This window comes from Massilia solisilvae (assembly GCF_024753215.1).
GTDB classification, from domain to species: Bacteria; Pseudomonadota; Gammaproteobacteria; order Burkholderiales; family Burkholderiaceae_D; genus Telluria; species Telluria solisilvae.
Genome location: NZ_JANUGV010000007.1, coordinates 201507 through 226755, shown reverse-complemented (window position 1 = coordinate 226755; position 25249 = coordinate 201507). Strand labels below are relative to the sequence as shown.

The 25249-nt window shown below is 65.7% G+C and carries 22 protein-coding genes and 1 other RNA gene; 7 read left to right on the top strand and 16 right to left on the bottom strand.

What is annotated here, in order from left to right; translation table 11 throughout:
- From mraY to mraZ, 7 genes are read right to left on the bottom strand one after another with little or no spacing between them, the layout of a single operon-like run.
- Complete coding sequence (gene mraY / locus NX773_RS20735; protein WP_258823908.1) at positions 1–1170, bottom strand: phospho-N-acetylmuramoyl-pentapeptide-transferase; 1170 nt, start codon at positions 1168–1170, stop codon at positions 1–3.
- Position 1171: 1 nt separating this feature from the next.
- A complete protein-coding gene (locus NX773_RS20730; RefSeq protein ID WP_258858169.1) occupies positions 1172–2551 on the bottom strand; it encodes a UDP-N-acetylmuramoyl-tripeptide--D-alanyl-D-alanine ligase in 1380 nt (459 codons plus the stop codon).
- 1 nt (position 2552) lies between these two features.
- Entirely contained in the window at positions 2553–4088 is a 1536-nt protein-coding gene (locus NX773_RS20725; protein WP_258858168.1) for a UDP-N-acetylmuramoyl-L-alanyl-D-glutamate--2,6-diaminopimelate ligase, read from the bottom strand.
- Positions 4088–5863 carry a peptidoglycan D,D-transpeptidase FtsI family protein gene (locus NX773_RS20720; protein ID WP_258858167.1) on the bottom strand — a complete coding sequence of 592 codons (1776 nt, stop codon included), beginning with the start codon at positions 5861–5863 and terminating at the stop codon, positions 4088–4090. Before NX773_RS20720 ends, NX773_RS20725 begins: the two co-directional genes overlap by 1 nt.
- A complete protein-coding gene (gene ftsL, locus NX773_RS20715) occupies positions 5860–6132 on the bottom strand; it encodes a cell division protein FtsL (protein WP_258858166.1) in 273 nt (90 codons plus the stop codon). Before ftsL ends, NX773_RS20720 begins: the two co-directional genes overlap by 4 nt.
- Positions 6129–7085 carry a 16S rRNA (cytosine(1402)-N(4))-methyltransferase RsmH gene (gene rsmH, locus NX773_RS20710; protein WP_258858165.1) on the bottom strand — a complete coding sequence of 319 codons (957 nt, stop codon included), beginning with the start codon at positions 7083–7085 and terminating at the stop codon, positions 6129–6131. The genes ftsL and rsmH overlap by 4 nt, the downstream gene beginning before the upstream one ends.
- An 11-nt stretch (positions 7086–7096) precedes the next feature.
- The gene (gene mraZ / locus NX773_RS20705; protein ID WP_258858164.1) at positions 7097–7525 is read right to left on the bottom strand and encodes a division/cell wall cluster transcriptional repressor MraZ; all 429 of its coding nucleotides are present in this window, start codon (positions 7523–7525) and stop codon (positions 7097–7099) included.
- A 488-nt stretch (positions 7526–8013) separates the two neighbouring features.
- Between mraZ and NX773_RS20700 the strand changes: the two genes are divergently transcribed.
- Positions 8014–8964 (top strand): AAA family ATPase, encoded by a 951-nt coding sequence (locus NX773_RS20700; protein WP_258858163.1) that lies wholly within the window; start codon positions 8014–8016, stop codon positions 8962–8964.
- 121 nt (positions 8965–9085) lie between these two features.
- Here NX773_RS20700 and NX773_RS20695 read toward each other — a convergent pair whose 3' ends face one another.
- Positions 9086–9427: a DUF805 domain-containing protein gene (locus NX773_RS20695; protein ID WP_258858162.1), complete on the bottom strand. Its 342-nt coding sequence runs from the start codon at positions 9425–9427 to the stop codon at positions 9086–9088.
- Positions 9428–9550: 123 nt separating this feature from the next.
- A complete protein-coding gene (locus tag NX773_RS20690; protein ID WP_258858161.1) occupies positions 9551–10057 on the bottom strand; it encodes a hypothetical protein in 507 nt (168 codons plus the stop codon).
- A 143-nt stretch (positions 10058–10200) separates the two neighbouring features.
- On the opposite strand from NX773_RS20690, the gene NX773_RS20685 reads away from it, so the two are divergent.
- On the top strand, positions 10201–10620 hold the full coding sequence (locus NX773_RS20685) for a DUF2501 domain-containing protein (protein ID WP_258858160.1): 420 nt from the start codon (positions 10201–10203) through the stop codon (positions 10618–10620).
- A 91-nt stretch (positions 10621–10711) separates the two neighbouring features.
- Here the strand turns inward: NX773_RS20685 and glpK are convergent, their stop codons facing one another.
- Together glpK and rnpB are read right to left on the bottom strand one after the other, a co-directional pair.
- Entirely contained in the window at positions 10712–12196 is a 1485-nt protein-coding gene (gene glpK / locus NX773_RS20680; RefSeq protein WP_258858159.1) for a glycerol kinase GlpK, read from the bottom strand.
- A gap of 32 nt (positions 12197–12228) precedes the next feature.
- Positions 12229–12562, bottom strand: an RNA gene (rnpB, locus tag NX773_RS20675) — RNase P RNA component class A.
- Between the two features lie 151 nt (positions 12563–12713).
- Between rnpB and NX773_RS20670 the strand changes: the two genes are divergently transcribed.
- Positions 12714–14423, top strand: a complete 1710-nt coding sequence (locus NX773_RS20670; RefSeq protein ID WP_258858158.1) for a thiamine pyrophosphate-binding protein — start codon at positions 12714–12716, stop codon at positions 14421–14423.
- 134 nt (positions 14424–14557) lie between these two features.
- On the opposite strand, the gene NX773_RS20665 is transcribed toward NX773_RS20670, so the two are convergent.
- A complete protein-coding gene (locus NX773_RS20665; protein WP_258823895.1) occupies positions 14558–14752 on the bottom strand; it encodes a hypothetical protein in 195 nt (64 codons plus the stop codon).
- Positions 14753–15159: 407 nt separating this feature from the next.
- Here NX773_RS20665 and ftsY point away from each other — a divergent pair, with 407 nt between their 5' ends.
- The 4 genes from ftsY (at position 15160) to rpoH (ending at position 19443) form a co-directional block, all read left to right on the top strand.
- Positions 15160–16422, top strand: a complete 1263-nt coding sequence (gene ftsY / locus NX773_RS20660) for a signal recognition particle-docking protein FtsY (protein ID WP_441295331.1) — start codon at positions 15160–15162, stop codon at positions 16420–16422.
- Between the two features lie 4 nt (positions 16423–16426).
- Positions 16427–17086 (top strand): cell division ATP-binding protein FtsE, encoded by a 660-nt coding sequence (locus NX773_RS20655; RefSeq protein WP_258858156.1) that lies wholly within the window; start codon positions 16427–16429, stop codon positions 17084–17086.
- Positions 17083–18003: a permease-like cell division protein FtsX gene (gene ftsX / locus NX773_RS20650; protein WP_258858155.1), complete on the top strand. Its 921-nt coding sequence runs from the start codon at positions 17083–17085 to the stop codon at positions 18001–18003. Before NX773_RS20655 ends, ftsX begins: the two co-directional genes overlap by 4 nt.
- 549 nt (positions 18004–18552) lie before the next feature.
- Entirely contained in the window at positions 18553–19443 is an 891-nt protein-coding gene (gene rpoH / locus NX773_RS20645) for an RNA polymerase sigma factor RpoH (RefSeq protein ID WP_258858154.1), read from the top strand.
- Between the two features lie 60 nt (positions 19444–19503).
- On the opposite strand, the gene NX773_RS20640 is transcribed toward rpoH, so the two are convergent.
- The 4 genes from NX773_RS20640 to pstS all read right to left on the bottom strand — a co-directional run bounded on the left by NX773_RS20640 (position 19504) and on the right by pstS (position 25137).
- Positions 19504–20502 carry a porin gene (locus NX773_RS20640; RefSeq protein ID WP_258858153.1) on the bottom strand — a complete coding sequence of 333 codons (999 nt, stop codon included), beginning with the start codon at positions 20500–20502 and terminating at the stop codon, positions 19504–19506.
- A gap of 128 nt (positions 20503–20630) precedes the next feature.
- Entirely contained in the window at positions 20631–23333 is a 2703-nt protein-coding gene (locus NX773_RS20635) for a bifunctional diguanylate cyclase/phosphodiesterase (RefSeq protein WP_258858152.1), read from the bottom strand.
- A 6-nt stretch (positions 23334–23339) separates the two neighbouring features.
- The gene (locus NX773_RS20630; protein WP_258858151.1) at positions 23340–24029 is read right to left on the bottom strand and encodes a response regulator; all 690 of its coding nucleotides are present in this window, start codon (positions 24027–24029) and stop codon (positions 23340–23342) included.
- Positions 24030–24096: 67 nt separating this feature from the next.
- The gene (pstS, locus tag NX773_RS20625) at positions 24097–25137 is read right to left on the bottom strand and encodes a phosphate ABC transporter substrate-binding protein PstS (protein WP_370662272.1); all 1041 of its coding nucleotides are present in this window, start codon (positions 25135–25137) and stop codon (positions 24097–24099) included.
- Positions 25138–25249 lie beyond the last annotated feature (112 nt).

Genomic DNA, 25249 nt, shown 5'->3' with positions numbered 1-25249 from the left:
TCAGCGCAGTTTCAGGGTCGACAAACCAACCAGTACCAGCATCATGGTCACGATCCAGAAGCGGACCACGACCTTCGTTTCCTTCCAGCCCTTCTGTTCGAAGTGGTGGTGCAGCGGCGCCATCAGGAACACGCGGCGCCCCTGCCCGTAACGCTTTTTCGTGTACTTGAACCAGCCGACCTGGATGATCACCGACAGCGTCTCGGCCACGAAGATGCCGCCCATGATGAACAGGACGATCTCCTGGCGCACGATGACCGCGATGGTGCCGAGCGCGCCGCCCAGCGCCAGCGCGCCGACGTCGCCCATGAACATCTGCGCGGGGTGCGCGTTATACCAGAGGAAGGCCAGGCCCGCGCCCGCCATCGCGCCGCAGAACACCAGCAGCTCGCCGGCGCCCGGAATGTGCGGGATGAACAGGTATTTGGAATAGGTGACGCTGCCGGTCAGGTAGGCGAACAGGCCCAGCGCGCCGCCCACCATCACGGTCGGCATGATGGCCAGGCCATCCAGGCCATCGGTGAAGTTGACCGCGTTCGACGCGCCCACGATCACGCAGTAGGTCAGCGCGATGAAGCCCCACACGCCCAGCGGATAGCTGATGGTCTTGAAGAACGGGACGATCAGGTCGGCCTTGGGCGGCAGGTCCATCGAGAAGCCCGACTGCACCCAGGCGAAGAACAGCTCCCACACCTGCCACGGGGTCGCCGCCGACACCGAAAACGCCAGGTACAGCGCCGAGGTGATGCCGATCAGGGACATCCAGAAGTACTTCTCGCCCGAACGCATGCCCTCGGGGTCCTTGTAGACCACCTTGCGGTAGTCGTCCACCCAGCCGACCGCGCCAAAGCCGAGCGTGACGACGAACACCGGCCAGATCAGGCGGTTGGACAGGTCGCACCACAGCAGGGTCGAAATGCCGATCGAAATGAGGATCAGCACGCCGCCCATGGTCGGGGTGCCGTGCTTTTGCAGGTGGGTTTGCGGGCCGTAGGTACGCACTGCCTGGCCGACCTTCATCGCGGTCAGCTTGCGGATCACCGCCGGGCCAAAGCCCAGGCCGAGCGTGATCGCCGTGATGGTGGCGAACACCGCACGGAAAGTGATGTAGTTAAAAACGCGCAGGAAGCTAAAATCCTGCTGAAAGTATTGTGCCAGCCAAAGCAGCATGTCAGTGGGCTTCCTTCCCTGTGTTTTGTGATCCGACGAGGTGCTGGACCACGCGCTCCATCTTCATGAAGCGCGAGCCCTTCACCAGCACAGTCGCGGTTGATTCGCTGCCCAGTTGTGTATCCAGTGCTGCCAATAATTCGTCGAACTGCTCGAAGTGCCGCGCGCCCGAGCCGACCATGTGACGGGTCAGGTCCCCGGTGACGAGCACATTGTCGATGCCGCGGCTGTTGGCGTAAGCACCGATCTCTTCGTGAAACTGCTGCCCCTGCGTGCCGACTTCGCCCATGTCGCCCAGCACCAGGATGCGCGGCGACGGCGCTTGCGCGAGCACGTCGATCGCGGCGCGCACCGAATCCGGGTTGGCGTTGTAGCTGTCGTCGATCACGGTCGCGCCGTTCGCGGCCTGCTTGCGCTGCTGGCGCCCGCCGACCGGCGCAAAGCTCTCCAGCCCACGCACGATCGCGTCCTGCTCGATGCCGGCGGCAAGCGCGCAGGCGATCGCGGCCAGCGCATTGCGCACGTTGTGCTCCCCCGCCGCCGCCAGTTTGACGGTGAACTGCGCGTCGATCATGCCGACCGTGAGTTCGCTGCCAAAGCCCGTGGGTGTGTAGCTGGCGTGCACGTCGCACGCGCCATCCAGGCCAAAGGTGACGGTGCGGCGCTCGCCGCGGCTTTGCGCCAGCTCCTGCCACAAGGCGGTATAGGTGTCGTCGCCGGGGAACACCGCCACGCCATCCTTGGGCAGCGATGCGAACACCGATCCGTTTTCGCGCGCCACCGCTTCCACGGTGTGCATGAACTCCTGGTGTTCGCGCTGCGCGTTGTTGACCATGCCAATGGTCGGGGCGGCGATGGCGGCCAGGCGGCCGATTTCGCCCGGGTGGTTCATGCCCATCTCGACCACGGCGGCGCGGTGCGTCGCTTCCAGGCGCATGAGCGTGAGCGGCAGGCCGATCTCGTTATTCAGGTTGCCCTGCGTGGCCAGGCGCTGCGCTTCGCCGAACGCGGCCGCCAGGATCGATGCGATCATCTCCTTGACCGTGGTCTTGCCGTTGCTGCCGGTGACCCCGATGACCGGAATGTCGAATTTGCTGCGCCACCAGTTGGCGATCTGGCCCAGCGCGGTGAGCGTATTGGGCACCACGATGGCCGGCAGCGTGAAGCCATCCGGCAGTTTTTCGACGACGACCGCCGCCACACCCTTGCCTGCCACCTGGGCCAGGAAGTCGTGGCCGTCGAAGTTCTCGCCGCGCAGCGCGACGAACAGCTGCCCGACCTGCACATTGCGGCTGTCGGTCGACACGCCATCGAACGAGGCGTTCTGCGTCATGCGCGCGCCTGCGATGGACGGAATCATGAGTGCCAGCGATCCGCGCATATCAATTGGTCCTTAACATCGTAACGCGTGCGGTCAGGGCCAGCACGGCGTGTTCGGCGTCGGAAAACGGCATCTTCCGGCCCTTGATTTCCTGGTAGGGCTCGTGGCCCTTGCCGGCCACCAGGATCACGTCCTGCTTGCCGGCCTGCTTCACGGCCAGCAGGATCGCGGCGGCGCGGTCCTCGATGGCCTGGTAACGCGAGCTCGGGTGGTCCGGGTTCATGCCCGCCACGATCTGCGCGATGATCGCGCCCGGCTCCTCGCTGCGCGGGTTGTCGCTGGTGACGAGCACGTGGTCGGCGCTTTGGGCGATCGCGCCCATCTGCGGGCGCTTGCCCGGGTCGCGGTCGCCGCCGCAGCCGAACACGCACCACAGCTGGCCGCCGCGCTCGATTGCGACCTGGCGCAGCGCCTCCAGCGTTTTTTCCAGCGCGTCGGGCGTGTGCGCGTAATCGATCACGATCATCGGCGCATCCTGCCCGCCCACCTGCTGCATGCGGCCCGGGGCCGGCGCCAGCGACTCGATCGCGTCCACCGCGGCCTTGAGCGGCGTGCCCTTGGCCAGCAGCGCGCCCATCACGGCCAGCGCATTGCTGACGTTGAAGTGGCCCACCAGCTGGGTCTTGACGTTGGCGCCGCCGAATGGCGAATCGAGATGGAATTCGGTGCCGGCGTTGCGGCTCTTCAGGTTCGACGCGCGCAGGATAGCCACGCCCTCGATGGCCGGCTGCTCTGCCTTGCCGCGCAGCGTGTAGCCGGTGACCGGCAGCTGCGCGAAGTGCTCGCGCAGGTGCGCCACGATGCGCCGGCCGGCGGGGTCGTCCAGGTTGACCACGGCCGCCTTCAAGCCCGGCCACTCGAACAGCTTGAGCTTGGCCGCTTCATAGCTTTCCATGTCGCCGTGGTAGTCGAGGTGGTCGCGTGTGAGATTGGTAAAAATCGCCACGTCGAAATGCATGCCCGCCGCGCGCTGCTGGTCCAAACCGATGGAGGATACCTCGATCGCAAGCACGGTGGCGCCCGCATCGCGCACTTCAAGCAGCTTGCGGGCCAACAGTACCGGATCGGGCGTGGTAAAGCCGGTCGGGTCGAACTGTGGCTCGGCGCGTCCCTTGAACATGCCCACGCCCAGCGTGCCGATCACCGATGCGGTCTCGCCCAGCCGCGCGAAGGCCTGGCCGAGCCAGACCGCGCACGAGGTTTTGCCGTTGGTGCCGGTCACGCCCACGGTGAACATGCCCGCATCCGGATGGCCCAGGCACGCGTGCGCGATCGGGCCCGCGTTCTGCTTCAGGTCGGCCACCGCCAGGTGCGGCACGGCGAGCGAGTCGTCCCAGGCAAAGCCGCGCTCTTCGAACACGACGGCGGCGGCGCCGTTTTCCACCGCCTGCGCGATGTATCGGCGGCCATCGCCGGCTTCACCCGGCCAGGCGAAGAACACGTCGCCCGCGCGTACGAGGCGCGAATCGGACACCAGCCGGCCCTGCGGCGCGCTGGCGCGGATCCACTGGCAGATGTCGGTAAGGCTGGCGCCCATCAGTTTTCCTCCTCGAGGGGGTGTTCGGGGATGATGATGTCGGTCACGCTCGAATCGGGCGCCACGTTCTCGGCGCGCAGGGCGTTGGCGGCCAGCGCGGCGAAGGTCGGCGCGGCCACGCCGCCGCCGGTGTGGATCGCGCCCGCCGGGTCGCTGATCATCACGGCGATGACGAAGCGCGGGTTCGACAAGGGGGCAATGCCGGCGAACACGCCGTCGTAGCGGGTCTGCGAGTAGCGGCCGTCCACCACCTTTTGCGCGGTGCCGGTCTTGCCGCCCACGCGATAGCCCGGCACCTGCGCCTGCACCGCGGTGCCGCCCGGCTGCACCACGGTCTCGAGCATGGTGCGCATCTGCGCCGCGGTTTTGGCCGAGATGACCTGCTGGCCGACCGGCTGCTCGGTCACCTTCTGGAACGACAGCGGGATGATGTCGCCGTTGCGCGCAAAGATCATGTACGAGCGCGCCAGCTGCAGCAGCGACACCGAGATGCCCTGGCCGAAAGCCATGTTGGCCTGCTCGATCGGGCGCCACGATTTGTAGGGACGCACGCGGCCGGCCACCGCGCCGGGGAAGCCGAAACGCGGCGCCTGGCCGAAGCCGAGCTTGGTGAACAGCTCCCACATCTCCTGCGGCGGGGTCGCCAGGGCAATCTTGGACACGCCGATGTTGGACGACTTCTGGATGATCTGGCTGACGTTGATCACGCCGTGCGGGTGGGTGTCGCGCACGACGTTGGGCCCGATCTGCATGCGGCCGTTGCCGGTGTCGAACAGGGTGTCCGGCGTGACGCGGCCCTTGTCCAGCGCCAGCGCCACGGTGAACGGCTTGAGCGTGGAGCCGGGCTCAAAGGTGTCGGTGATGACGCGGTTGCGCAGCTGCTCGCCGGTCAGGTTGCGGCGGTCGTTCGGGTTGTAGCTCGGCCAGTTAGCCAGCGCCAGCACTTCGCCGGTGTGCACGTCGAGCACCACCGCCGCGCCAGCCTTGGCGTGGAATTTGTCCACCGCGTTCTTGATGCTGGTGAAGGCGATGTACTGCAGCTTGCTGTCCACCGACAGCGTGAGGTCGCGGCCGTCGTGCGGCTCGCGCGACATGCCCACGTCCTCGACGATGTGGCCGAGACGGTCCTTGATCACGCGGCGGCTGCCGGTCATGCCCACCAGCGTCTTCTGCTGCGACAGCTCGAATGCTTCCTGGCCCACGTCCTCGACGTTGGTGAAGCCCACCAGGTGCGCCATCACCTCGCCCTGCGGGTAGAAGCGCTTGTATTCCTTGCGGGTGTCGATGCCGTCGATCTTGAGCTTCTCGATTTTTTCGACCACGTCCATCTCGACCTGGCGCTTCAGGTACACGAAGGTGCGGTCCGAGTCGAGCTTCTTGCGCAGCTCAGGCTCGGTCATCTCGAGCAGGCGCGCCAGCTCGCGCAGCTTTTCCGGCGGCGCGGCCAGCACGTCTTCGGGGATCGCCCACACCGCCTTGACCGGGAGCGACGAGCCCAGCACCTGGCCATTGCGGTCGAAGATCTTGCCGCGGATGGCCGGCAGTTCGAGCGTGCGTTCGTAGCGGCTGGCGCCCTGCTTTTGCAGGAACTTGGTGGACATGGCCTGCAGCCACAGGGCGCGCGCGCCCAGCGCAAGGAAGGCTGCGAACAGGATGAACAGCACCAGGCGCGAGCGCCAGTCCGGCACGCGCACCGCCAGCACCGGGCTGGTCGAGAAGGCGACGCCCTTGGATGCGGCAACCCGCGCGCTGCCGGTGTTCGCGCTGCGCCTCATTTGTCCCCTTCCGTCAGGTACTGCGTGCGCGCCGGGGTCAGCGGGGTCATGTTCAGTTCCGAGCGCGCGATCTGCTCGATGCGCTCGTTCTTGCCCAGCGCCGACTGGTCCAGCTGCAGCTGCGCCCAGTCGATGTCGAGCTGGCGCGCCTGCTGCTGCAGCCGTTCCAGCTCGATGAACAGGTGGCGCGCCTGATAGCGCGCGTTCACGACCGACAGCGCGCAGCCCACCACCAGGGTCGAGAGCACGACGTTGACCTTGCCGTTCACGCCGCCTCCTTGACGCGTTCGGCCACGCGCAGCACCGCCGAGCGGGCGCGCGGGTTGGCGGCCACTTCGTCGACGGACGGCTTGAGCCTGGCGATGAGCTTCATCTGCGGCTGCGGCAGGTCGGCGGCCTTGATCGGCAGGCGGCGGTCGGGCTGCTCCACCTTGGCCTTCGAGGCCAGGAACTGCTTGACCATGCGGTCTTCCAGCGAGTGGAAGCTGATCACGGCCAGCCGCGCGCCGGGAGCGAGCATGTCGAACGCCGCCGTCAAGCCTGCTTCGAGGTCCTCAAGCTCCTGATTGACGAAAATCCGGATAGCCTGAAAGGTACGGGTGGCCGGATCCTTGCCCTTTTCCCGAGTCTTGACCGCGTCTGCCACGATACCGGCAAGCTGCCGTGTGCCTGAAATTGGTTCGATTGCCCGGCGAGCAACAATCGCCTTTGCAATCTGAAAAGCAAACCGTTCTTCCCCATAATCGCGTATCACCTTTTCCAATTGTTGTTCGGGCACGGTTGCCAGCCATTCGGCCGCGGAAACGCCGCGCGTGGTATCCATCCGCATGTCGAGCGGACCATCCTGACGGAAGCTGAAGCCGCGCGCCGCATCATCCACCTGCGGCGACGAGATGCCCAGGTCGAGCAAGATGCCGTCCACCTGGCCGATGCCGCGCCCGGCGAGGGCGGTGCGCATCGTGGCAAAGCTGTCATGGACAATCGCAAAGCGCGCATCAACGATCTGCGCAGCCGTGGCAATTGCCTCTGGGTCCTTGTCGAACGCGACCAGGCGGCCGCTGCTTCCCAGGCGCGACAGGATCAGGCGGCTGTGGCCACCCCGTCCGAACGTGCCATCTATATAAGTACCGTTGGCGCGCGCACCGTCGATGGCGAGGGCGTCCACCGCCTCATCCAGCAGCACCGTGCGATGCTGCAATACGGGCACCGTCGTGGAAATCATCGCGGCGCCCCTTAGAAACTGAAGTTGGAAAGTGCCTCGGGCATGCCGCCCGCAACCGCCGCGGCCTCGTCCTCGGCCAGTTTGGCGGCATCCCAGATTTCGAAGTGGGTGCCCATGCCGAGCATCATCACTTCTTTTTCGAGTCCGACGGCGGCGCGCAGTTCCGGAGAAATCAGGACGCGGCCGGCGCTGTCAATCTCGACATCGCAAGCGTTACCAAGGAAAATGCGCTGCCACGCCCTGGCGGACATCGGCCAGGCGGCGATTTGTTCGCGGTGTTTTTCCCAGACGGGACGGGGGAAGAACAGCAGGCAGCCGTGCGGGTGTTTGGTGAGCGTGAGCTTGCCTTCGCACTGTTGTACGAGGGCGTCACGATGCTTGGCAGGGATTGTCATCCTGCCTTTCGCATCGAGATTGATCGCTGACGCGCCTTGGAACACGTTGTACCTGGTTTGGGAGAGTTGTCAGTTTAGTTGTTTTGGTTTGCCGGGGCCTTCGATTTCCCCCACAAAACTACACTTTTTCACACCTTTTCCCACTTTAGAGGAAGCGTTTCTACTGGTCAAGCGAATTCACGCGTGCGAAACACGATTTTTTTCAATGAAGTCAAGGACTTAGCGCACTTTCTCGACCCGAGCTCTCAGAAAAAACGTGAATAAAATCAATGAGATAGAAAACACACTGAAAGTGCTACTTCACCTTTACACATGGGTTTTACGATGATTCTCATTCTGAAAAAAACCGGAAGTAGGCCTGGTGTGCGCAACGCGACACTGTTGGGCGGAAATTGCAGATTGATCCGCTCAGGGTTACGATAAAGCCGAGGCGATGACCCGCCACCGCGCCCCGACTCGCTGGCGGTAGCGGGCAGCCCGGTTCGCAAGTGAGCCGCTGGCGGCAGGAGCAAGCTGCCGTGAAGGAGATTGTCGTGAGCATTACCCTGGCCCGGACCCGCGCAGTGTACGACCTGAACGAAGTCCAGGGCGCGCTCGACCGCAACCGCGGCCGCTCGCCCGAGCTCGAAGCCTTCTACGAGCGCATGCTCGACACCGGCGCCGAGCGCTTCGTCACCATCCCCGCCTCGAGCGACGCGCTCGATCCCCTGTTTGACGAATGCCCCAACTTCGACGAAGTGCTGGACGACCTGGCGCGCTACTTGTGCCTGGCGCACGCCGGCGACAAGGGCTTTAACGTGATGCCGATCCTGCTGCTGGGCGGACCGGGCGTGGGCAAGACACATTTCGCCAAGCGGCTGGCGCGGGTGATGCAAACCGATTGCGAACTGATCAGCATGAACACGCTGTCGGCCGGCTTCGTCATCACCGGCAGCTCAGCCAGCTGGCGCGGCGCCAAGTGCGGCAAGGTGGCCGAGCGGCTGGTGCGCGGGCAGTTCGCCAACCCGGTGGTGGTGCTGGACGAGGTGGAAAAGGCAAGCGGCTCGTCGCAGTCCGATCCGCTGGCGGCGCTCTACCAGCTACTGGAACCGGAGACGGCAACGGCTTTTCGCGACGAGTTCATCGACGTGGACATCGACGCCAGCCAGATCTTCTGGGTGCTGACGGCCAACAGCACCGAGGGGATCCCGAAGCCGCTGCTGAACCGGATGGCGGTGTACGAAGTGCCCCCGCCCACGCCTGAGCAGGCGGCATCCATCGCGCAGCGCATGTACCGGTCGCTGCTGGGGGAACTGAATCTGCAGGGTTTCGACGACCAGCTGGCCGGCGCGGTGCTGGACAAGCTGGCGCCGGTGTCGCCGCGCGACCTGCGCAAGACGCTGATCGATGCGCTCGGATACGCGGTGGCGGACGGGCGCAGCCACGTGGCGCTGGAGGATGTGCGGATCAAGGGGACGCCGGGGCGCGCACGGATCGGGTTCTAGGCCGCGGCTGCTTCGCCGCTGGCTGAACGCGTGGGCAGGAAAACCTGCCCACCCTACTCGACCAGCGGCGCTCTTGCGTAGCGTGGGCAGGTCTCGCGCCCACGCGTCCAACAAGCGCCTGTCAGGTCGGCACCGCCTCTGTGGCCGCGCCGTAGCGGTTGGCCTTGCCCTCCTGCGCCAGCCACACGATCAACAGGATCCAGCCGATCACGGGGATGAACCAGAGCAGCTGCAGCCAGCCGCTGCGGTCAGTGTCATGCAGGCGGCGCGCGCCGACGGCCAGGCTGGGCACCAGGGTCGCCAGCGAAAAAATGGACGATGCGAAATTGCCGCCGAAGAAGTTAATCAGCATGGAGGCAACCCAGCAGAACAAGAAGAACCACCAGAACTCGGGGCGCGATGCGGTCCCGTTGAAATCGGCGTATTTGGAAAAGCAGGTTTGAACGGCTTGGGTGAAGTTCATCTCGCAGTCTCTCTCCATGTTGTGGGTAAGAATGAGCTCTCTGTGGAACCTTGATGCCATCGCTGCCTTTGTTAGGCATTTGACAAGGCGAGTGTACGCGGCAATCCCTGCAAAGTCTATTGTTTAGCTGCCCTCCAGCTTCACGTCCTCCTTCTTGGCCTCCGCCATCGCTTCCGGCTCAAGTTCCTCGGCCGCCTTATTAAAGCGGATGAACACGCCCCAGGCGGCCAGCAGCACCGCAGCGGCAACCAGCACGGCGGCGGCGTTGGGCAAGGTCTCGGGCGCTTCGTGCAGCGACTTGAAGGTGCCGACCAACCCTTCTATCGCCAGCGCCACCACCACCACGACCAGAAAACGCGACAGGTAGCGCCGCACGCGGGTGGGCGCGCTGATGTGGGCGTCGCGGATCACCTCTTCCTCGGTGATGGTCTGCGCGATCTGCAGCGACACGACGGCAATGGCGAGCAGGCCGATCGCCTCGATCGCCTGGTTGGCGCTTTCCAGCGCGTCCTGGCCCACCGCATTCCAGCCCACGCGCGCGGCCACGACGATGAACAGCACCGAGATCGCGGTGAACAGCACGGCGATCAAGGCATGCACCGTCGAGAAAAAACGAATCAGGAACTTCAAGGCGCCTCCCGCCGCAAGACCATTCCCGGCGATTGTGCATGATCGGCACTGTCCGGAACGCACGTTAGGCGCCTTGGACCAAGGGCCAATTGCAATGCCATGGACTGGCGGGGAGGATCGGGGCACGAACCGCGGGAGGCACGATGAAGACGACGCTCTATCGCATTGCGGCGCTGCTGCTGGCCCTGCCGCTGGCGAGCGCGCACGCGCAGCTCGAAGGATTGATGGGCAAAGGCGGCAAGGACCTGCAGGGCCTGGCGGGGGCATTGCCGGGCCAGTCGATGAATTCCGGCAGCCTGGGCAATGTGGCCGGACTGCTGCAGTTCTGCGTCACCAACAACTACCTCGGTGGCGGAGATGTGAATTCGGTGCAGGACAAGCTGATGGGCAAGCTGCCGGGCGGGACCAAATCACAGGATCCCGGTTTTACGGACGGGCTGAAAGGGGTGCTTCACGGCAGCAATGGCAAGCAGGTGGACCTGAGCAGCACCGGCGGGATCAAGGAGCAGGTGACGAAGCAGGTGTGCGACACCGTGCTGAAGCAGGCGAGGTCGTTCCTTTGAACGCTGCCTTGCCGTAGGGTGATGGCGCGCTCGGCATGGGTTCCCGCCTGCGCGGGAACGACGGGTTTGCGTAAGCGACGATCGGCGCCGGTCAGCTTGCCCAGGCCTTGGCGGCGTTCACCGCACGTCGCCAGGTCGTCATCAATTCCTCGCTGCGCGCGCGCGGCATCGTTGGCTCGAAACGGCGGTCAACCTTCCACTGTTCGGCGATTTCGTCGCGCGACTGCCAAAATCCCACCGCCAGCCCGGCCAGACAGGCTGCGCCAAGCGCCGTGGTCTCGGTCACCGTTGGCCGCACCACCGGCACGCCCAGCAGGTCTGCCTGGAACTGCATCAGCAAGTCGTTGCGCGCCGCGCCACCATCGGCGCGCACTTCGGCCACCGGGCAGTCCGCGTCCTTCTGCATTGCATCCAGCAATTCGGCGCTCTGGTAGGCGATCGCCTCCACCGCGGCGCGGGCAATGTGCGCCGCCGTGGTGCCGCGCGTCATGCCGACGATGGTGCCGCGCGCGTACGGGTCCCAATGCGGCGCGCCCAGGCCCACGAAAGCCGGCACCAGCAGCACGCCGCCGCTGTCGGGCACGCTCGTGGCCAGCGCCTCGACATCGCTCGATTGCTTGATGATGCCCAGCCCGTCGCGCAGCCACTGCACCGTTGCGCCGCCCATGAAGACGCTGCCTTCGAGCAGGTAGTCGGTGCGGCCGTCGATCTTCCAGCCGACCGTGGACAGCAGCCGGTTGTGCGACTGCGCCGGGCGCTCGCCCGCGTGCATCAGCATGAAGCAGCCGGTGCCGTAGGTGTTCTTGACCATGCCCTTGTGATGGCAGGCCTGGCCGAAGGTGGCCGCCTGCTGGTCGCCCGCGATGCCGGCGATGGGAATGCTGCGGCCGAACCATTCTTCGTTTGCATGACCGACCACTTCGGCGCTGGACACGACCTCGGGCAACACAGCAGCGGGAATCCCGAACACATCGAGCAACTCGTCATCCCAGCGCATGCTGTGGATATTGAACAGCATGGTGCGCGACGCGTTGCTCACGTCGGTCAGGTGGCGGCCGCACAGCTTGAACGCGAGCCAGCTGTCCACGGTGCCAAAGGCCAGTTCGCCGCGCGCGGCCCGTTCGCGTGCGCCGGGAACATGCTCGAGCAGCCATTGCAGCTTGGTCGCGGAAAAATAGGCGTCCAGTTCGAGGCCCGTCTTGCGCTGGATGAGCCCGGCCCTGCCCTCTTCGCGCAGGCGGTCGCAGGTGTCGGCCGTGCGCCGGTCCTGCCAGACGATTGCGCGCGCCACCGGCGCGCCGCTGCGGCGGTCCCACAGGAGCGTCGTTTCGCGCTGGTTGGCAATGCCGATGGCGGCCACCTGGGCGCTCGCCACGCCGGAATCGCGCAGCACCTGGCGCGCGCAGGCGAGCTGGCTGTTCCAGATGTCGAGCGCGTCATGCTCGACCCATCCGGGCTGGGGAAAATGCTGGGGATACTCCTGCTGCGCCGTCGCAAACACCTGCCCCTGGCGGTCGAACAGGATGGCGCGCGAGCTGGTGGTGCCCTGGTCGAGGGCAAGGATGTATTGCTGCATCTTGGTCTCTCCAGGGCACTGCTTGGAATTCAATGTGAAGCGGGCCGATAGGCCGGATTCTGTTACGGCGGTTGCCCGCTATGACAGCCATTCCTCTAGGCGCCGAATTACTCCGGCGCTCAAGCTTCCTACCCGCACGCTCCGCGAGCAACATCAACGCGTGCCTATTTGGAATTGCTCCAGGTGGAGGTTACCGCGTTTCACCGTAACTTAATACGCTCGTCTCTGTGGCCCTATTCCTCGCCTTATACCGCCCGAGAGCGGCTTTCGGCGGACGGCCGTTAACCGTCACCCTGCTCTGTGGAGTCCGGACCTTCCTCCCGCCGGCACCTTGCGGCGCCAGCCAGCGGCTGTCTGGCCTGCTTCACGGCGCCATTGTAACCGATGGGCGAGTGTAACGACGCCGTACCGGCCCCGGGGCTGCGATTTCTGCAATTTGGTGTCGCCATTTCAAAAGCCGCAACGGACCGGCTCGCATAGAATCCCGGGATGCCATACCAACAAGGATGACCTGAACATGACGCACCCATCCCGTACCGGCGGCCAGATCCTGGTCGATGCGCTGCACGTCCACGGCGTGGACATTGCCTTCGGCGTGCCCGGCGAAAGCTACCTCGATGTGCTCGACGCGCTGCACGACTCGAACATCCGCTTCGTCATCAACCGCCAGGAAGGCGGCGCGGCATTCATGGCCGAGGCCTACGGCAAGCTCACCGGCAAGCCGGGCATCTGCTTCGTCACGCGCGGCCCGGGCGCGACCAACGCGTCGATCGGCGTGCATACGGCTTACCAGGATTCGACGCCGATGATCCTGTTCATCGGCCAGGTCGGCAACGACTTCGTGGACCGCGAGGCGTTCCAGGAGATCGACTACCGCCGCATGTACGGCCAGATGGCCAAGTGGGTGGCCCAGATCGACCGCGCCGACCGCATCCCGGAATACATCGCGCGCGCCTTCCAGGTGGCCACCAGCGGCCGTCCCGGCCCGGTGGTGCTGGCCCTGCCCGAGGACATGCTGGTCTCGAAAGCCGAGGTGGCCGATACCCGCCGCTACCAGCCGGTGCAGGCCTCGCCGTCGCAAGCCCAGATCGATACGCTGCGCGGCATGCTGCGCGACGCGAAAAAGCCCATGCTGCTGCTGGGCGGCGGCACCTGGACGCCGCAGGCCTGCGACGACCTGCGCCGTTTCGCCGAAACCAACCACCTGCCGGTGGGCTGCACCTTCCGCTTCCAGGACCTGCTGGACAACGCACACCCGAACTACATTGGTGACGTGGGCATCGGCATCAACCCGAAGCTGGCGGCACGCGTGAAAGACGCGGACCTCATCATCGCCTTCGGCCCGCGCCTGGGCGAGATGACCACCAGCGGCTACTCGCTGCTCGCGTCGCCGGTACCGCGCCAGCGCCTGGTGCACATTCACGCCGACGCGGAGGAACTGGGCAGCGTGTTCCAGGCCGAGCTGATGATCAACAGCGGTGCGCCGCAGGCGGCCGCGATGCTGGCGGCGATGACGCCGGTGGATGCAAGCGCATGGAAGCACACCGTGGCCGAGGCCAGGGCCGAGCTGGATGCCTATCAGGCGCAGCCGCCGGTGTTTCGCGATGGCGACGCCCCGCTCGACCTGTGGCAGGTGGTGCAGGAATTGATGAAGGCGCTGCCGCATGACGCGATCCTGACCAACGGCGCCGGCAACTACGCGTCGTGGGCACACCGCTTCTACCGCTACGGCGGCATGCGCACCCAGCTGGCGCCGACCAACGGCGCGATGGGCTATGGCGTGCCTTCGGGCGTGGCGGCCAAGATCGTGCATCCCGAGCGCGCGGTGGTCACCTTCGCCGGCGACGGTGAATTCATGATGACCGGGCAGGAACTGGCCACCGCGGTGCAGTACCGGGCCGGTGTCGTCATCATCGTCTTTAACAACGGCATGTTCGGCACGATCCGCATGCACCAGGAGCGCGAATATCCGGGCCGGGTGTCCGGCACGGGGCTGCACAACCCCGATTTCGCGGCACTGGCAGCGGCCTACGGCGCGCATGGGGAAGTGGTGGAGAAAACCGCCGACTTTGCGCCGGCGCTGGAGCGCGCGCTCGCGCACGCCCACCAGAACAGCCTGCCGGCCATCATCGAATTGCGTTACGACGGCAATTTGATCACCCCGAACGCGACGCTGGAGACGATCCGCAAGAACGCGGAAGCGGCCAGGAAGGCACACCTGGCCTGAACCGGGTTGTTCGTAGGGTGGGCAGATTTTCTGCCCACGCGTTCAGGCGACGCGAAAAATGCCGCCGAATGATGGCCATTCATGCTCCGGTTGAACGCGTGGGCAGAATCTGCCCACCCTACACCAGCTTGGAATTATTCAAGCCCTAACTCCGGCGGCATGGGCAATGGCTTGTCGAATATGCTGTGCGGCTCGCCAGCGGGCTTGGTCAGGAACAGCGCGACCAGTGCAATGAACAGCCACACGATCACGTTGCGCAATGCCGCCGCCTCGCCCTCGATAGCGTTATCCCCCACGATGAGGCGCTTGAGAAACCGGGATATGTTCACGATCGCTTCCTGTTTCGGTGATATTTGTTCCGATACATAAATCTAAACCAGTTGTTACCCATTTTCCAGCGCCACACTGTTGAGTTGTGCGCGTCTGTTGGACACTCTGCCGTTCCGCTAGTTCGGCGCGCCACCCTGCTACCGTCGGTCGAAAAAATTGACGAAGTTACACGGGTGCCGGAAGGAATGCCTGCGCTGCTCTGGTAAAATACGCGCGACCCTAATTTGGCGCGTCCGGACCGACCGGGCACGCGCACGCTGTACCCGCCTCCACATATCCCATGTTTAGTTTCTTTAAGCGCAAAAAACCAGCCGAGACGCCCGAAGCGCTTGAGCCAGCCGCGGCCGAACCTGCTGCCGCGCCCGCCGAAGCGCCCGCCGAGCAAGCTGCCGAGCAACCATCGTTCCTGCGTCGCCTGTTCGGCGGCGGTGCCGAGCCGGCCCCCACCGAAGCGCCGACGGCCGCACCGACGCCGGCGCCGACCGCTGCTCCGACTCTGGCGCCGACCGCTGCTCCGACTTCGGCCCCGACTTCGGCCCCGACTGCCGCTCCGACGCCTGCCCCGACTGCCGCTCCGACCACCGCACCGACTCCGGTGCCGACCGCTGCGCCAACGGCCGCACCAACTCCAGCCCCAACCCTGGCGCCCACGCCAGCACCCACGGCCGCGCCGACTCCGGCGCCGACGGCTGCCCCGGCGCCAGTCGCCACCGAGCCGGTGGCCGAACTGTTCCCCGAGACCGCCGAGCGCCCCACCACCGAAGGCGAGCGCAAGAAATCGTGGATGCAGCGCCTGAAGGCGGGCCTGGCCAAGACCTCCAGCAACCTGTCGCTGCTGTTCGTCGGCGCGCGCATCGACGAGGACCTGTACGAGGAACTCGAATCGGCGCTGCTGATGTCCGACGCCGGCATGGACGCCACCGAGTTCCTGCTGTCGAACCTGCGCCGCAAGGTCAAGGAAGAAAAGCTGCTCGACGCGGCCGACGTCAAGCAAGCGCTCAAGGGCCTGATGATCGACATGCTGCGCCCGCTCGAAAAGCCGCTCGAGCTGGGCCGCTACGAGCCGCTGGTGATGATGATCGCCGGCGTGAACGGCGCCGGCAAGACCACCACCATCGGCAAGCTGGCCAAGCACATGCAGCGCTACGAGCAGTCGGTGCTGCTGGCCGCCGGCGACACCTTCCGCGCCGCCGCGCGCGAGCAGCTCATGGTCTGGGGCCAGCGCAACAACGTCACCGTGGTCTCGCAGGCCTCGGGCGACCCGGCCGCCGTCGCCTTCGACGCGGTCCAGTCGGGCAAGGCGCGCGGCATGGACGTGGTGATGGTCGATACCGCCGGCCGCCTGCCCACTCAGCTGCACCTGATGGAAGAGCTCAAGAAGATCAAGCGCGTCATCGGCAAGGGCATGGACGGCGCCCCGCATGAGGTCGTCCTTGTCATCGACGGCAATACGGGCCAGAATGCGCTGGCGCAGGTGAAAGCCTTCGACGACGCGCTGCAGCTCACCGGCCTGGTGATCACCAAGCTCGATGGCACTGCCAAGGGCGGCGTGCTGGCCGCCATCGCGCGCACCCGCCCGGTGCCGGTGTACTTCATCGGCGTCGGTGAAAAGCTCGATGACCTGCAGCCCTTTAATGCGGAAGAATTCGTCGAGGCGCTGCTCGGATAAGGACATGATCGAATTTCAGGCCGTCTCCAAACAATACTCCACCGACGCGTACGCACTGCGTGACGTCTCCCTCAACATCGACAAGGGCGAGCTGGTCTACCTGGCCGGCCCCTCCGGCGCCGGCAAATCGACCCTGCTGAAGATGATCGCCGCGATCGAGCGCCCCACGTCCGGGCGCGTGATCGTCAACGGCCACGACGTGGGCCGGATCAAGCGCGCCGGCGTGCCCTTCCTGCGCCGGAACATCGGCATGATCCTGCAGCAGCAGCGCCTGCTGAGCGACCGCAGCATCCTGGCCAACGTGATGCTGTCGCTGCTGGTGACCGGCGCGCCGCGCGCGCAGGCCGAGCAGCGCGCCCGCGCGGCATTGGACAAGGTGGGCCTGCTCGACCGCGCCAACGCCAACCCGATGGAGCTGTCCGGCGGCGAACAGCAGCGCGTGGCAGTGGCGCGCGCGATCGTCAACCGCCCGCAGATCATCCTGGCCGACGAGCCGACCGCAAACCTGGACCGCGCCGCGGCCGACCGCGTGATCGACGCGCTGCGCGCATTTAACTCGGTAGGTGTGACCTGCATGATTTCGACCCACGACGAGCAGGTGCTCGATAGCGCCGGACGCGTGATCCGGCTTGAACACGGCCAGATGGCGGGAGGAGCGCAATGAACGTCTGGCTGCGCCATCACCGCTTCGCCCTCGGCGCCGCGCTCGCCCACGTGCGCAAGGCGCCGGGCAGCTTCCTGTTCAACGTGCTGGTGGTGGCCATTGCGCTGACCCTGCCGTTCGCGGGCGTGACCCTGCTCGACAACGTGCGCCCGATGTCCGAGCAGCTGTCGGTCGATCCCGAGATCAGCGTGTTCGTCAAGCTCGACACCCCGCGCGAACAGTCGCAGGCGCTGGCGGTCAAGATGCGCCAGGTGCTGGGCGACGCGCGCGCGAAAATCATTTTTGTACCGCGCGAGAAGGCGCTGGAGGCGCTCAAGGACAAGAGCGGCCTGACCGACGTGCTGGCCGCGCTGGGCGAAAACCCGCTGCCGGACAGTTACGTGGTCAAGCTCGAAGGAGTGGAAAGCGCCGCCGCCGCCGCGCACGTGGACGACCTCGCCCAGAACCTGCGCGCCATGCCCGAGGTGGACACCGTGCAGGTGGACTCGGCCTGGGTCAAGCGCCTGGCCGCGCTGCTGAACGTGCTGCGCCTGGCCTTGCTGCTGCTCGCGATCACGCTGGGCACCGTGGTGATTGCGGTGGTGTTCAACACGATCCGCCTGCAGGTGCTGACCCAGCGCGAGGAAATTGCCGTGTCCAAGCTGCTGGGCGCGACCGACAATTTCATCCACCGCCCCTTCTACTATACGGGCGCCCTGCTCGGCCTGTGCGCCGGCGCGGTGGCGCTGGGGGCGGTGGCGCTGTCGCTGCGCCCGCTGAACGCCGCGATTGCCGAATTCGCGCGGCTGTATGCCTCCGAGTTCCAGCTCACCGCACTGCCGCCGCTGGGCATTGCCGGCCTCTTGGCCATCAGCGCCGGCCTGGGCCTGGTGGGCGCCATGCTGTCGGTCCAGCGCCACCTGGCGCGCCTGTCCTGATACCGTCGTCCCGGCGAAAGCCGGGACGCATGCTGACGGACCGAAGTCGCACGCTCAGCATGGGCCCCGAATTTCGCCGGGGCGACGGCGTGTGCTGCAAGAGCACGGCCACAAAAGATGCATTTTTAATGCAGCTTTAAGCCAAACCTGCTATAGTGATTAGTAGCCCTTGCAAATCAACAGCTTACGGAACGCGCGCCAACGTGCGGCATCCAACAGATAGCGAAAGCGGGACCCCGTAACCTGTGTTTCATCCGATTTGGAAGCACGCACAGTTGATTTAAGTCAACTACGCCCCAACCTCTCCTGCTCTACAGTAGGACAGCCCGGAGTAGGTTCCGCCAAGCAATTGTTAAACGCTATCACAACGATAAACAGGGGCGATTGGCACTCACCTCGGCAGAGTGCTAATATATGATTCAACGAAAGACGGCCTGCACAACAAGGCCGTTGTGCAAGCAGGTAACAAGCCGTAACAGTCGTGCCTTCGGGGCGCTGTCAGCGGTAAGTTGATGTCGCAGCACCGATTACTCAAGAGGGAAAATGACTATGTCCGCACAATCCGCACTGGTTCCGGTTGGCACTCGTGCTCTGGGACTGGGTTTCACTGGCAATCTCGGCAACATCGACGCCTACATTTCGGCGGTCAATCGCCTGCCGATGCTGTCGCACGAGGAAGAGGTATCGCTGGCAACGCGGCTGCGGGAAAAGAATGACCTCGAAGCCGCCCAAAAACTGGTGCTGTCGCACCTGCGCCTGGTCGTGTCGATCGCGCGCGGCTACCTGGGCTACGGCCTGCCGCACGCCGACCTGATCCAGGAAGGCAATATTGGCCTGATGAAAGCAGTCAAGCGTTTCGACCCGACCCAAGGCGTACGGCTGGTGTCGTACGCGATGCACTGGATCAAGGCCGAGATGCATGAATACATTCTGAAGAACTGGCGCCTGGTCAAGGTGGCCACCACCAAGGCCCAGCGCAAGCTGTTCTTCAACCTGCGCTCGAACAAGCAGGGCCTTGACACGATGTCGCCGCAGCAAGTGGACGAGCTGGCACGCATGCTCGACGTCAAGCGCGAAGAAGTGATCGAGATGGAAACCCGCCTGTCCGGCCACGACATCGCGCTGGAAGCGCCGAACGACGACGAGGACGACAAGTTCGCGCCGATCGCCTACCTGTCGTCGGACACGTCCGAGCCGACCAAGGTGCTCGAGGCCGAGCAGGTCACGCGCCTGCAGTCGGAGGGCCTGGAAACCGCGCTGTCCAAGCTCGACCCGCGCTCGCGCCGCATCATCGAGGCGCGCTGGCTGGCCAACGACGACGGCTCGGGCGCCACGCTGCACACGCTGGCCGATGAGTTCGGCGTGTCGGCCGAGCGCATCCGCCAGATCGAATCGGCCGCGCTGAAGAAAATGAAGGGCGCGCTCGCGGCCTACGTCTAAAAGGAACGGGGCTGCGCCAGCCGGCGCAGCCCCGTTTTCATTTCCCTATTGCTGCCCGGCTCAGAAGCTGTGGCGGATACCCATGTTGAACACCGACGGATCGGCTGCCACCTTGCCCGGCGCCAGCTTGACCGACGACGAGTTCAGCGCAAAGTTGCCCAGGCTGTTGTTGTCCAGGCGTGCGTAGCCGGTGTACAGGTTGGTACGCTTGGACAGCGCGTAGCTGTAGTCGATGTTGAAGCCGTTGCCGCGCGCACCGTTGTCCAGCTTGTTCTGCTGCAGGTTCACGAAGAACTTGCCCGGACCCATCGCGTAGGCGGCGCCCAGGTTGTACTGGGTGAACTTGTTGTTCGCGCCAGCCGGGTCCTGCACCATCCAGTTGCCCTTCAGTTCCACGTCGCCGAATTTGTAGGCGGCGCCGAACGCGTATTCCTTGGTGTCGCCGGCGGTGGAGTTGTTGATGGTGTGGTAACCGGCGCCCAGGTACAGGTTGCCCGCGGCGTATTCCAGGCCCACGCCCTTCAGGTCGCTCTTGGGCAGGTTGGTGGCTTGCTCGCCGGCCGAGTAGGCGGCCAGCACCTTGAAGCCCGACATCGATGCGCTCTTGTAGTTGACCGAGTTCGACAGGCGACGGGTCAGGTAGTTGAAGGCCGACAGATTGCTGCCGTAGAAGCCCTGGCCGGTGATGTCGGACGCGCCCGCCACCGAAGCGATCGGCGAGTATTCACGACCCACGGTCACGGTACCGAAACTGCCTTCCAGCCCGACCACCGAGCGGCGGCCGAACAGGGCCGAGTCGGCGGCGCCGGTGTCGATGGCCACGCCAGCTTCCAGGTTGAACAGGGCCTTCATGCCGCCGCCCAGGTCTTCCGTGCCGCGAAAGCCGATACGGCTGCTCGACTGGTTGCCCGAGTTGATGCCGGTCTGGCGGGTCACGCCGTTGTCTTGCGACGCGATGGCTGCGTCCATGACGCCGTACAGCTGCACGTTGCTGCTTTGCGCAAATGCGACCATGGGAAGGGATGCGAGCAGTGCGGCTGCGAGGTGTTTGCGTTGCATGTGTTCTCCGTAGTTTGGGACAAGATGAGCCGCCGATGATTGCTGTCATTTACCGGCGATCGCGGGGCATCTTATCGAACGGATATGTCCGTTTGATGACAAAGGCAACGGACCCGTTCAGCGCACGTCTACGTTCCAGAGCGCGTCTGCAGCATCGCCGCCTGCACGCGTGGGCAGGATCTGCCCACCCTGCCGTCCTCGTCCAGCAGGAAGCGGCGCGCCATCAGGTCCGCCATTGCCGCGCCATCCACCGGGCGTGCTACCAGGTAGCCCTGGATCTCGCCGCATCCGAGTTCGAGCAGGATCGCCAGCTGTTCGCGCGTTTCCACGCCTTCGGCCACCACGCCCATGCCCAGCGCGTGCGCCATCGAGACGATCGCCTGGAAGAACACCCTGCCCTCCCGCGACTTGCCCAGCTCCGCGGTGAACGCGCGGTCCACCTTGAGCACGTCCATCTTCAGCCGCTGCAGCTGCGACAGCGACGAGTATCCGGTGCCGAAGTCGTCCACGTGCAGCTTGATGCCCATGGTGCGCAGCGCGGCCAGGTCGGCCAGGATCTCGTCGTGGTCGCCCATCATGGCCGACTCGGTGATCTCGACTTCCAGCAGCGCCGCGGGCAGCCGGTGGCGCTCCAGCGCCGCCGCGAGCTGGCGCGGCACGGCGCCGCGCCGGAACTGGCGCGCCGACACATTGATCGATACCGGCACCACGGGAATGCCCGCATCGCGCCAGGCCGCCACCTGCGCGCAGGCCTTCTCGATCACGACCTGGCCAATGCGCCCGATCAGACCGGTGGCCTCGGCCAGCGGGATGAACTCGCCCGGCGGGACCATGCCATGCGCCGGATGGCGCCAGCGCAGCAGCGCCTCCATGCTCAGCAGCCTGCCGTCGCGCGGATCGACACGCGGCTGGTAGTGCAGCACCAAATGGTCGTGCTCGATGGCGTCCACCAGGTCGTGTTTGAGCCGCGCCCGCGCGCGCAGGCTGCTCGACAGCGTCGGGTCGAAGAACCTGTACTGGCCCTTGCCGTCGTTCTTGCCGGCGTACATCGCAATGTCGGCATGCCTGATCAGCGTTTCGACGTCGGCGCCATCGCGCGGATAGAGCGCAATGCCGACCGATGCGCCAACGGCGTGCAGGTCCTCGCCGATCGCAAACGGCGCGGCGAGCGCGTCCACCACGCGCTGGGCGACCGCGGCGATGTCGCGCTCCGCGCCGCACGGGTCGAGCAGCACCAGGAACTCGTCGCCGCCGAAGCGCGCCACCTCGTCGGATGGCCGCAGCAGCGACTTCAATCGCTGGCTGGCGGCCTTGAGCAGCAGGTCGCCGGCCGCATGGCCGTGCGCGTCGTTCACGTTCTTGAATTCGTCCAGGTCGATGAACAGCAGCGCCAGCGAATGGCCGCGCACGCGTGCTCCCTCCAGCGCCGCGGGCAGCCGCTGCAGGAAGGCGTTGCGGCTGGCGAGCCCGGTCAGGCCATCCTGGTTGGCCAGCCGCTCGAGCGCCTGCTCGTGCGCCTTGCGCTCGCTGATGTCCTGCAGCGTGACCGCCAGCGCGTTGCCGACGCGGACCAGGCGCCGCCGTCCCCAGCGGATCTTCACGCGGTCGTGACTCGGCATCTGGCGGTCGTCCTGGTGGAACCCGGTCTCCATCGCCTGGCGGTAGGTCGCCATCAGGTCGGCGCCAAACAGGCTGGTATCGATCTGCGCGACGCGTGCGCCCACCAGCTCCGAGCGCGTCAGGCCGTAGATGGCGGCGCCGCGCTGGTTGCAGTCAACGATGCGAAAATCGACGATCTCACCCTTGCGGTCGCGGATCGCCGCGGCCATGTAGAAGCCGTCATTGGCGCTTTCAGTGGCCGTGCGGTAGGCGCGGCGCACCTCTTCGCGTTCGCGCTCGCGCAGCGCCGCGCGGCGCGACAGCAGCGCGCCACAGGCGCCCAACAGCGCCAGCACGGCGGTGGCGATGATGGCGCGGTTGCGATTGTCGATCCAGTAGGCCTGGGCGCCGGCCAGCGCCGCATCCTGCGACAGCGCCACCACCGCCACCAGCGGGTAAGCCTGCGCGCGCCGCCAGCCGAGCACCCGCGCGCGGTGGTCGGCAAAGCCGTTTTCCACCAGCCGCACGCCGGCGTCGCCGCGCCACAAGGGTGTTGCCGGCAGCAGTTTGCCGTCGCCCTGCTCCAGGCGCAGCCGCCCTTCGGCGGCCGCCAGCGCCAGCAAGCCGTGCGCGCCCAGCGTCTCGGGGCCGACGAACGACGTGAAGTAGCGCGCGTCCACCGCCAGCACCACCACGCCATCGAACTCGTCGTCGCTGGTGTCCAGGCGGCGCGTGAACAGGATCGCATGCTGTCCCAGGCCAAGCTCGGCCGGCACGGCGCCGACCCGCAGCGCGGTCGAGATGTTGTTGCGGTGATGGGAAAAGAAGGAAGTCCCGGACAGGTTCAGTTCGCGCAGCGGCGAACGCGTGGCCGACCGCACCACGCCGTCGCGCCCGACCAGCGCGACCGCCGTGAATGCGCTGTCGGTGAACATGCCGTCGCGGTGCAGGCGTCCCAGCAGGTCGCCGCGCTGGTTGTGCTCCCAGCTGTACTTGAGCTGCATTGCGACCTGGTCCATCTGTCCGACCGAGCGCGTGATGTACTGCTCGTAGGCGGTTGCGTAGGCCCCGGCGTCCTTGCGCACCTGCGCCTGTGCGCGTTCGCGCTCGCCGCCCGCGCGCGCCAGCGTGGTGGCCCACATCACGGCGCAGGCCAGCCCCGCCAGCAGGGGCCAGACGACAACCAGTATCCGGTGGCTGCGGGCGATGCGCTGCTCGGCTTGCGGACCCATGTGCTCCTACGTGGCCGACAGCTTGTAGCCGAAGCCGCGCACGGTCTTGAGCAGGGACTTGGCTTCGCGCAGCGCCTTGCGCAGCCGCAGCACATGCACGTCGACCGTCCGTTCGTCGAGCGTGCCATTGGCGTACCACACCTGCTCGAGGAGCTGGGCACGCGAGAACACCTGCCCGGGGTGGCACAGCAAAAATTTCAGCAAACGGTATTCGGCCTGGCGCACCTCGATCGGCTCGCTGCCGACGCGCACCGTGCAGCTGCGCGGGTCGAGCGCCAGCGGACCGACCTGCAGCGGGCGCCCGTGCTGGCTGTCGCCGCGCCGGCGCAGCACGGCCTTGGCGCGGATCGCCAGCTCGCGCGGCGAGAACGGCTTGGTGACGTAATCGTCGGCGCCGCTGTCCATGCCCATGGCCAGGTCTTCATCGAGGGTGCGGCCGGTCAGCAGGATCACCGGCAGCTCGTGCAGGCCGCGGTCGGCGCGCAGGCGCGACAACAGGCGCAGGCCGCTTTCGCCGCGCAGCATCCAGTCGAGCAGGACCAGATGCGGCGGCTGCTGCTGGATGAACTCCCACGCCTCGCCGACCGTTGCGGCCGTGCGAAAGGTCCAATGGTCCTCGCGCAGCGAAAATTTGACCAGTTCAGCGATCGCCGGCTCGTCTTCGACGATCAACACTAGCGTTTCGGCCGATGTCATGGGCTCCACCCGAAAGATGACAACTGCAAAGGGGCGGTCGCCCGGACCGCGCCCCCTGCAAATGGATTTACAGGACCGGCTTGCCCGCGGCGTCCTTCAGCTGGCTCTTCCAGGCACCTTCGATCATCTTGGTGACCGATGCCGGCATCGGCACGTAGTCCAGCGCTTCGGCGGCAGCCGCGCCGTTCTTGAACGCGTACTCGAAGAACTTCAGCACTTCCTTGCCCTTCGCGGCGTCCTGCTGGGTCTTGTGCATCAGCACGAAGGTGGCGCCGGTGATCGGCCACGCATTCTTGCCCGGCTGGTTGGTCAGCACCACGGCATAGCCCGGGGTCTTGTCCCATGCGGCGTTGGCGGCGGCTGCTTTGAACGCATCGTCATCCGGCTGCAGGAACTGGCCATCGTGGTTCTTCAGCTGGGTGTGCGACATCTTGTTCTTCTTCGAGTAGGCCCACTCGACGTAGCCGATCGAGCCCTTGATGCGCTGGACGTTGGCGGCGACGCCGTCATTGCCCTTGCCGCCCACGCCGGTGGCCCATTTCACCGCGGTGCCGGCGCCGACCTTGTCTTTCCACTCGGTGCTGGTCTTGGACAGGAAGTCGGTGAACAGGAACGAGGTGCCCGAGCCGTCGGCGCGGTGCACCACGGTGATGTCGGCGTCCGGCAGCTTCACGCCCGGGTTCAGGGCCGCGATGGCCGGAGCGTTCCACTTGGTGACCTTGCCGAGGAAGATGTCGGCCAGGATCGGGCCGGACAGCTTGAGCTGGCCCGGGGCGATGCCGTCCAGGTTGACCACGGCGACCACGCCGCCCATGATGGTCGGGAACTGGACCAGGCCGTCGGCCTGCAGCTCTTCCGCCGACAGCGGCATGTCCGACGCGCCGAAATCGACGGTCTTGGCTTTGATCTGCTTGATGCCGGCGCCCGAGCCGATCGACTGGTAGTTCAGGCCGACGCCGCTCTTGTCCTTGTACGCTTCCGCCCATTTGGAATAGATCGGATAGGCGAAGGACGAGCCCGCGCCAGTGATATCGGCAGCCATTGCCGAAGACGACATCGCTACCGCAGCCGCGACGCCAGCAACCATCGATTTCAGCACCAGTTTCATGTTCATTGTTTTTCCCTGAGTGAGTTGGACAACGAGCGGCAGTCTAGCCAGCGAATATGACTGCGATGTGACAGGCACATGTAAAACATGACACCTGTGCTGGCTTTGCTAT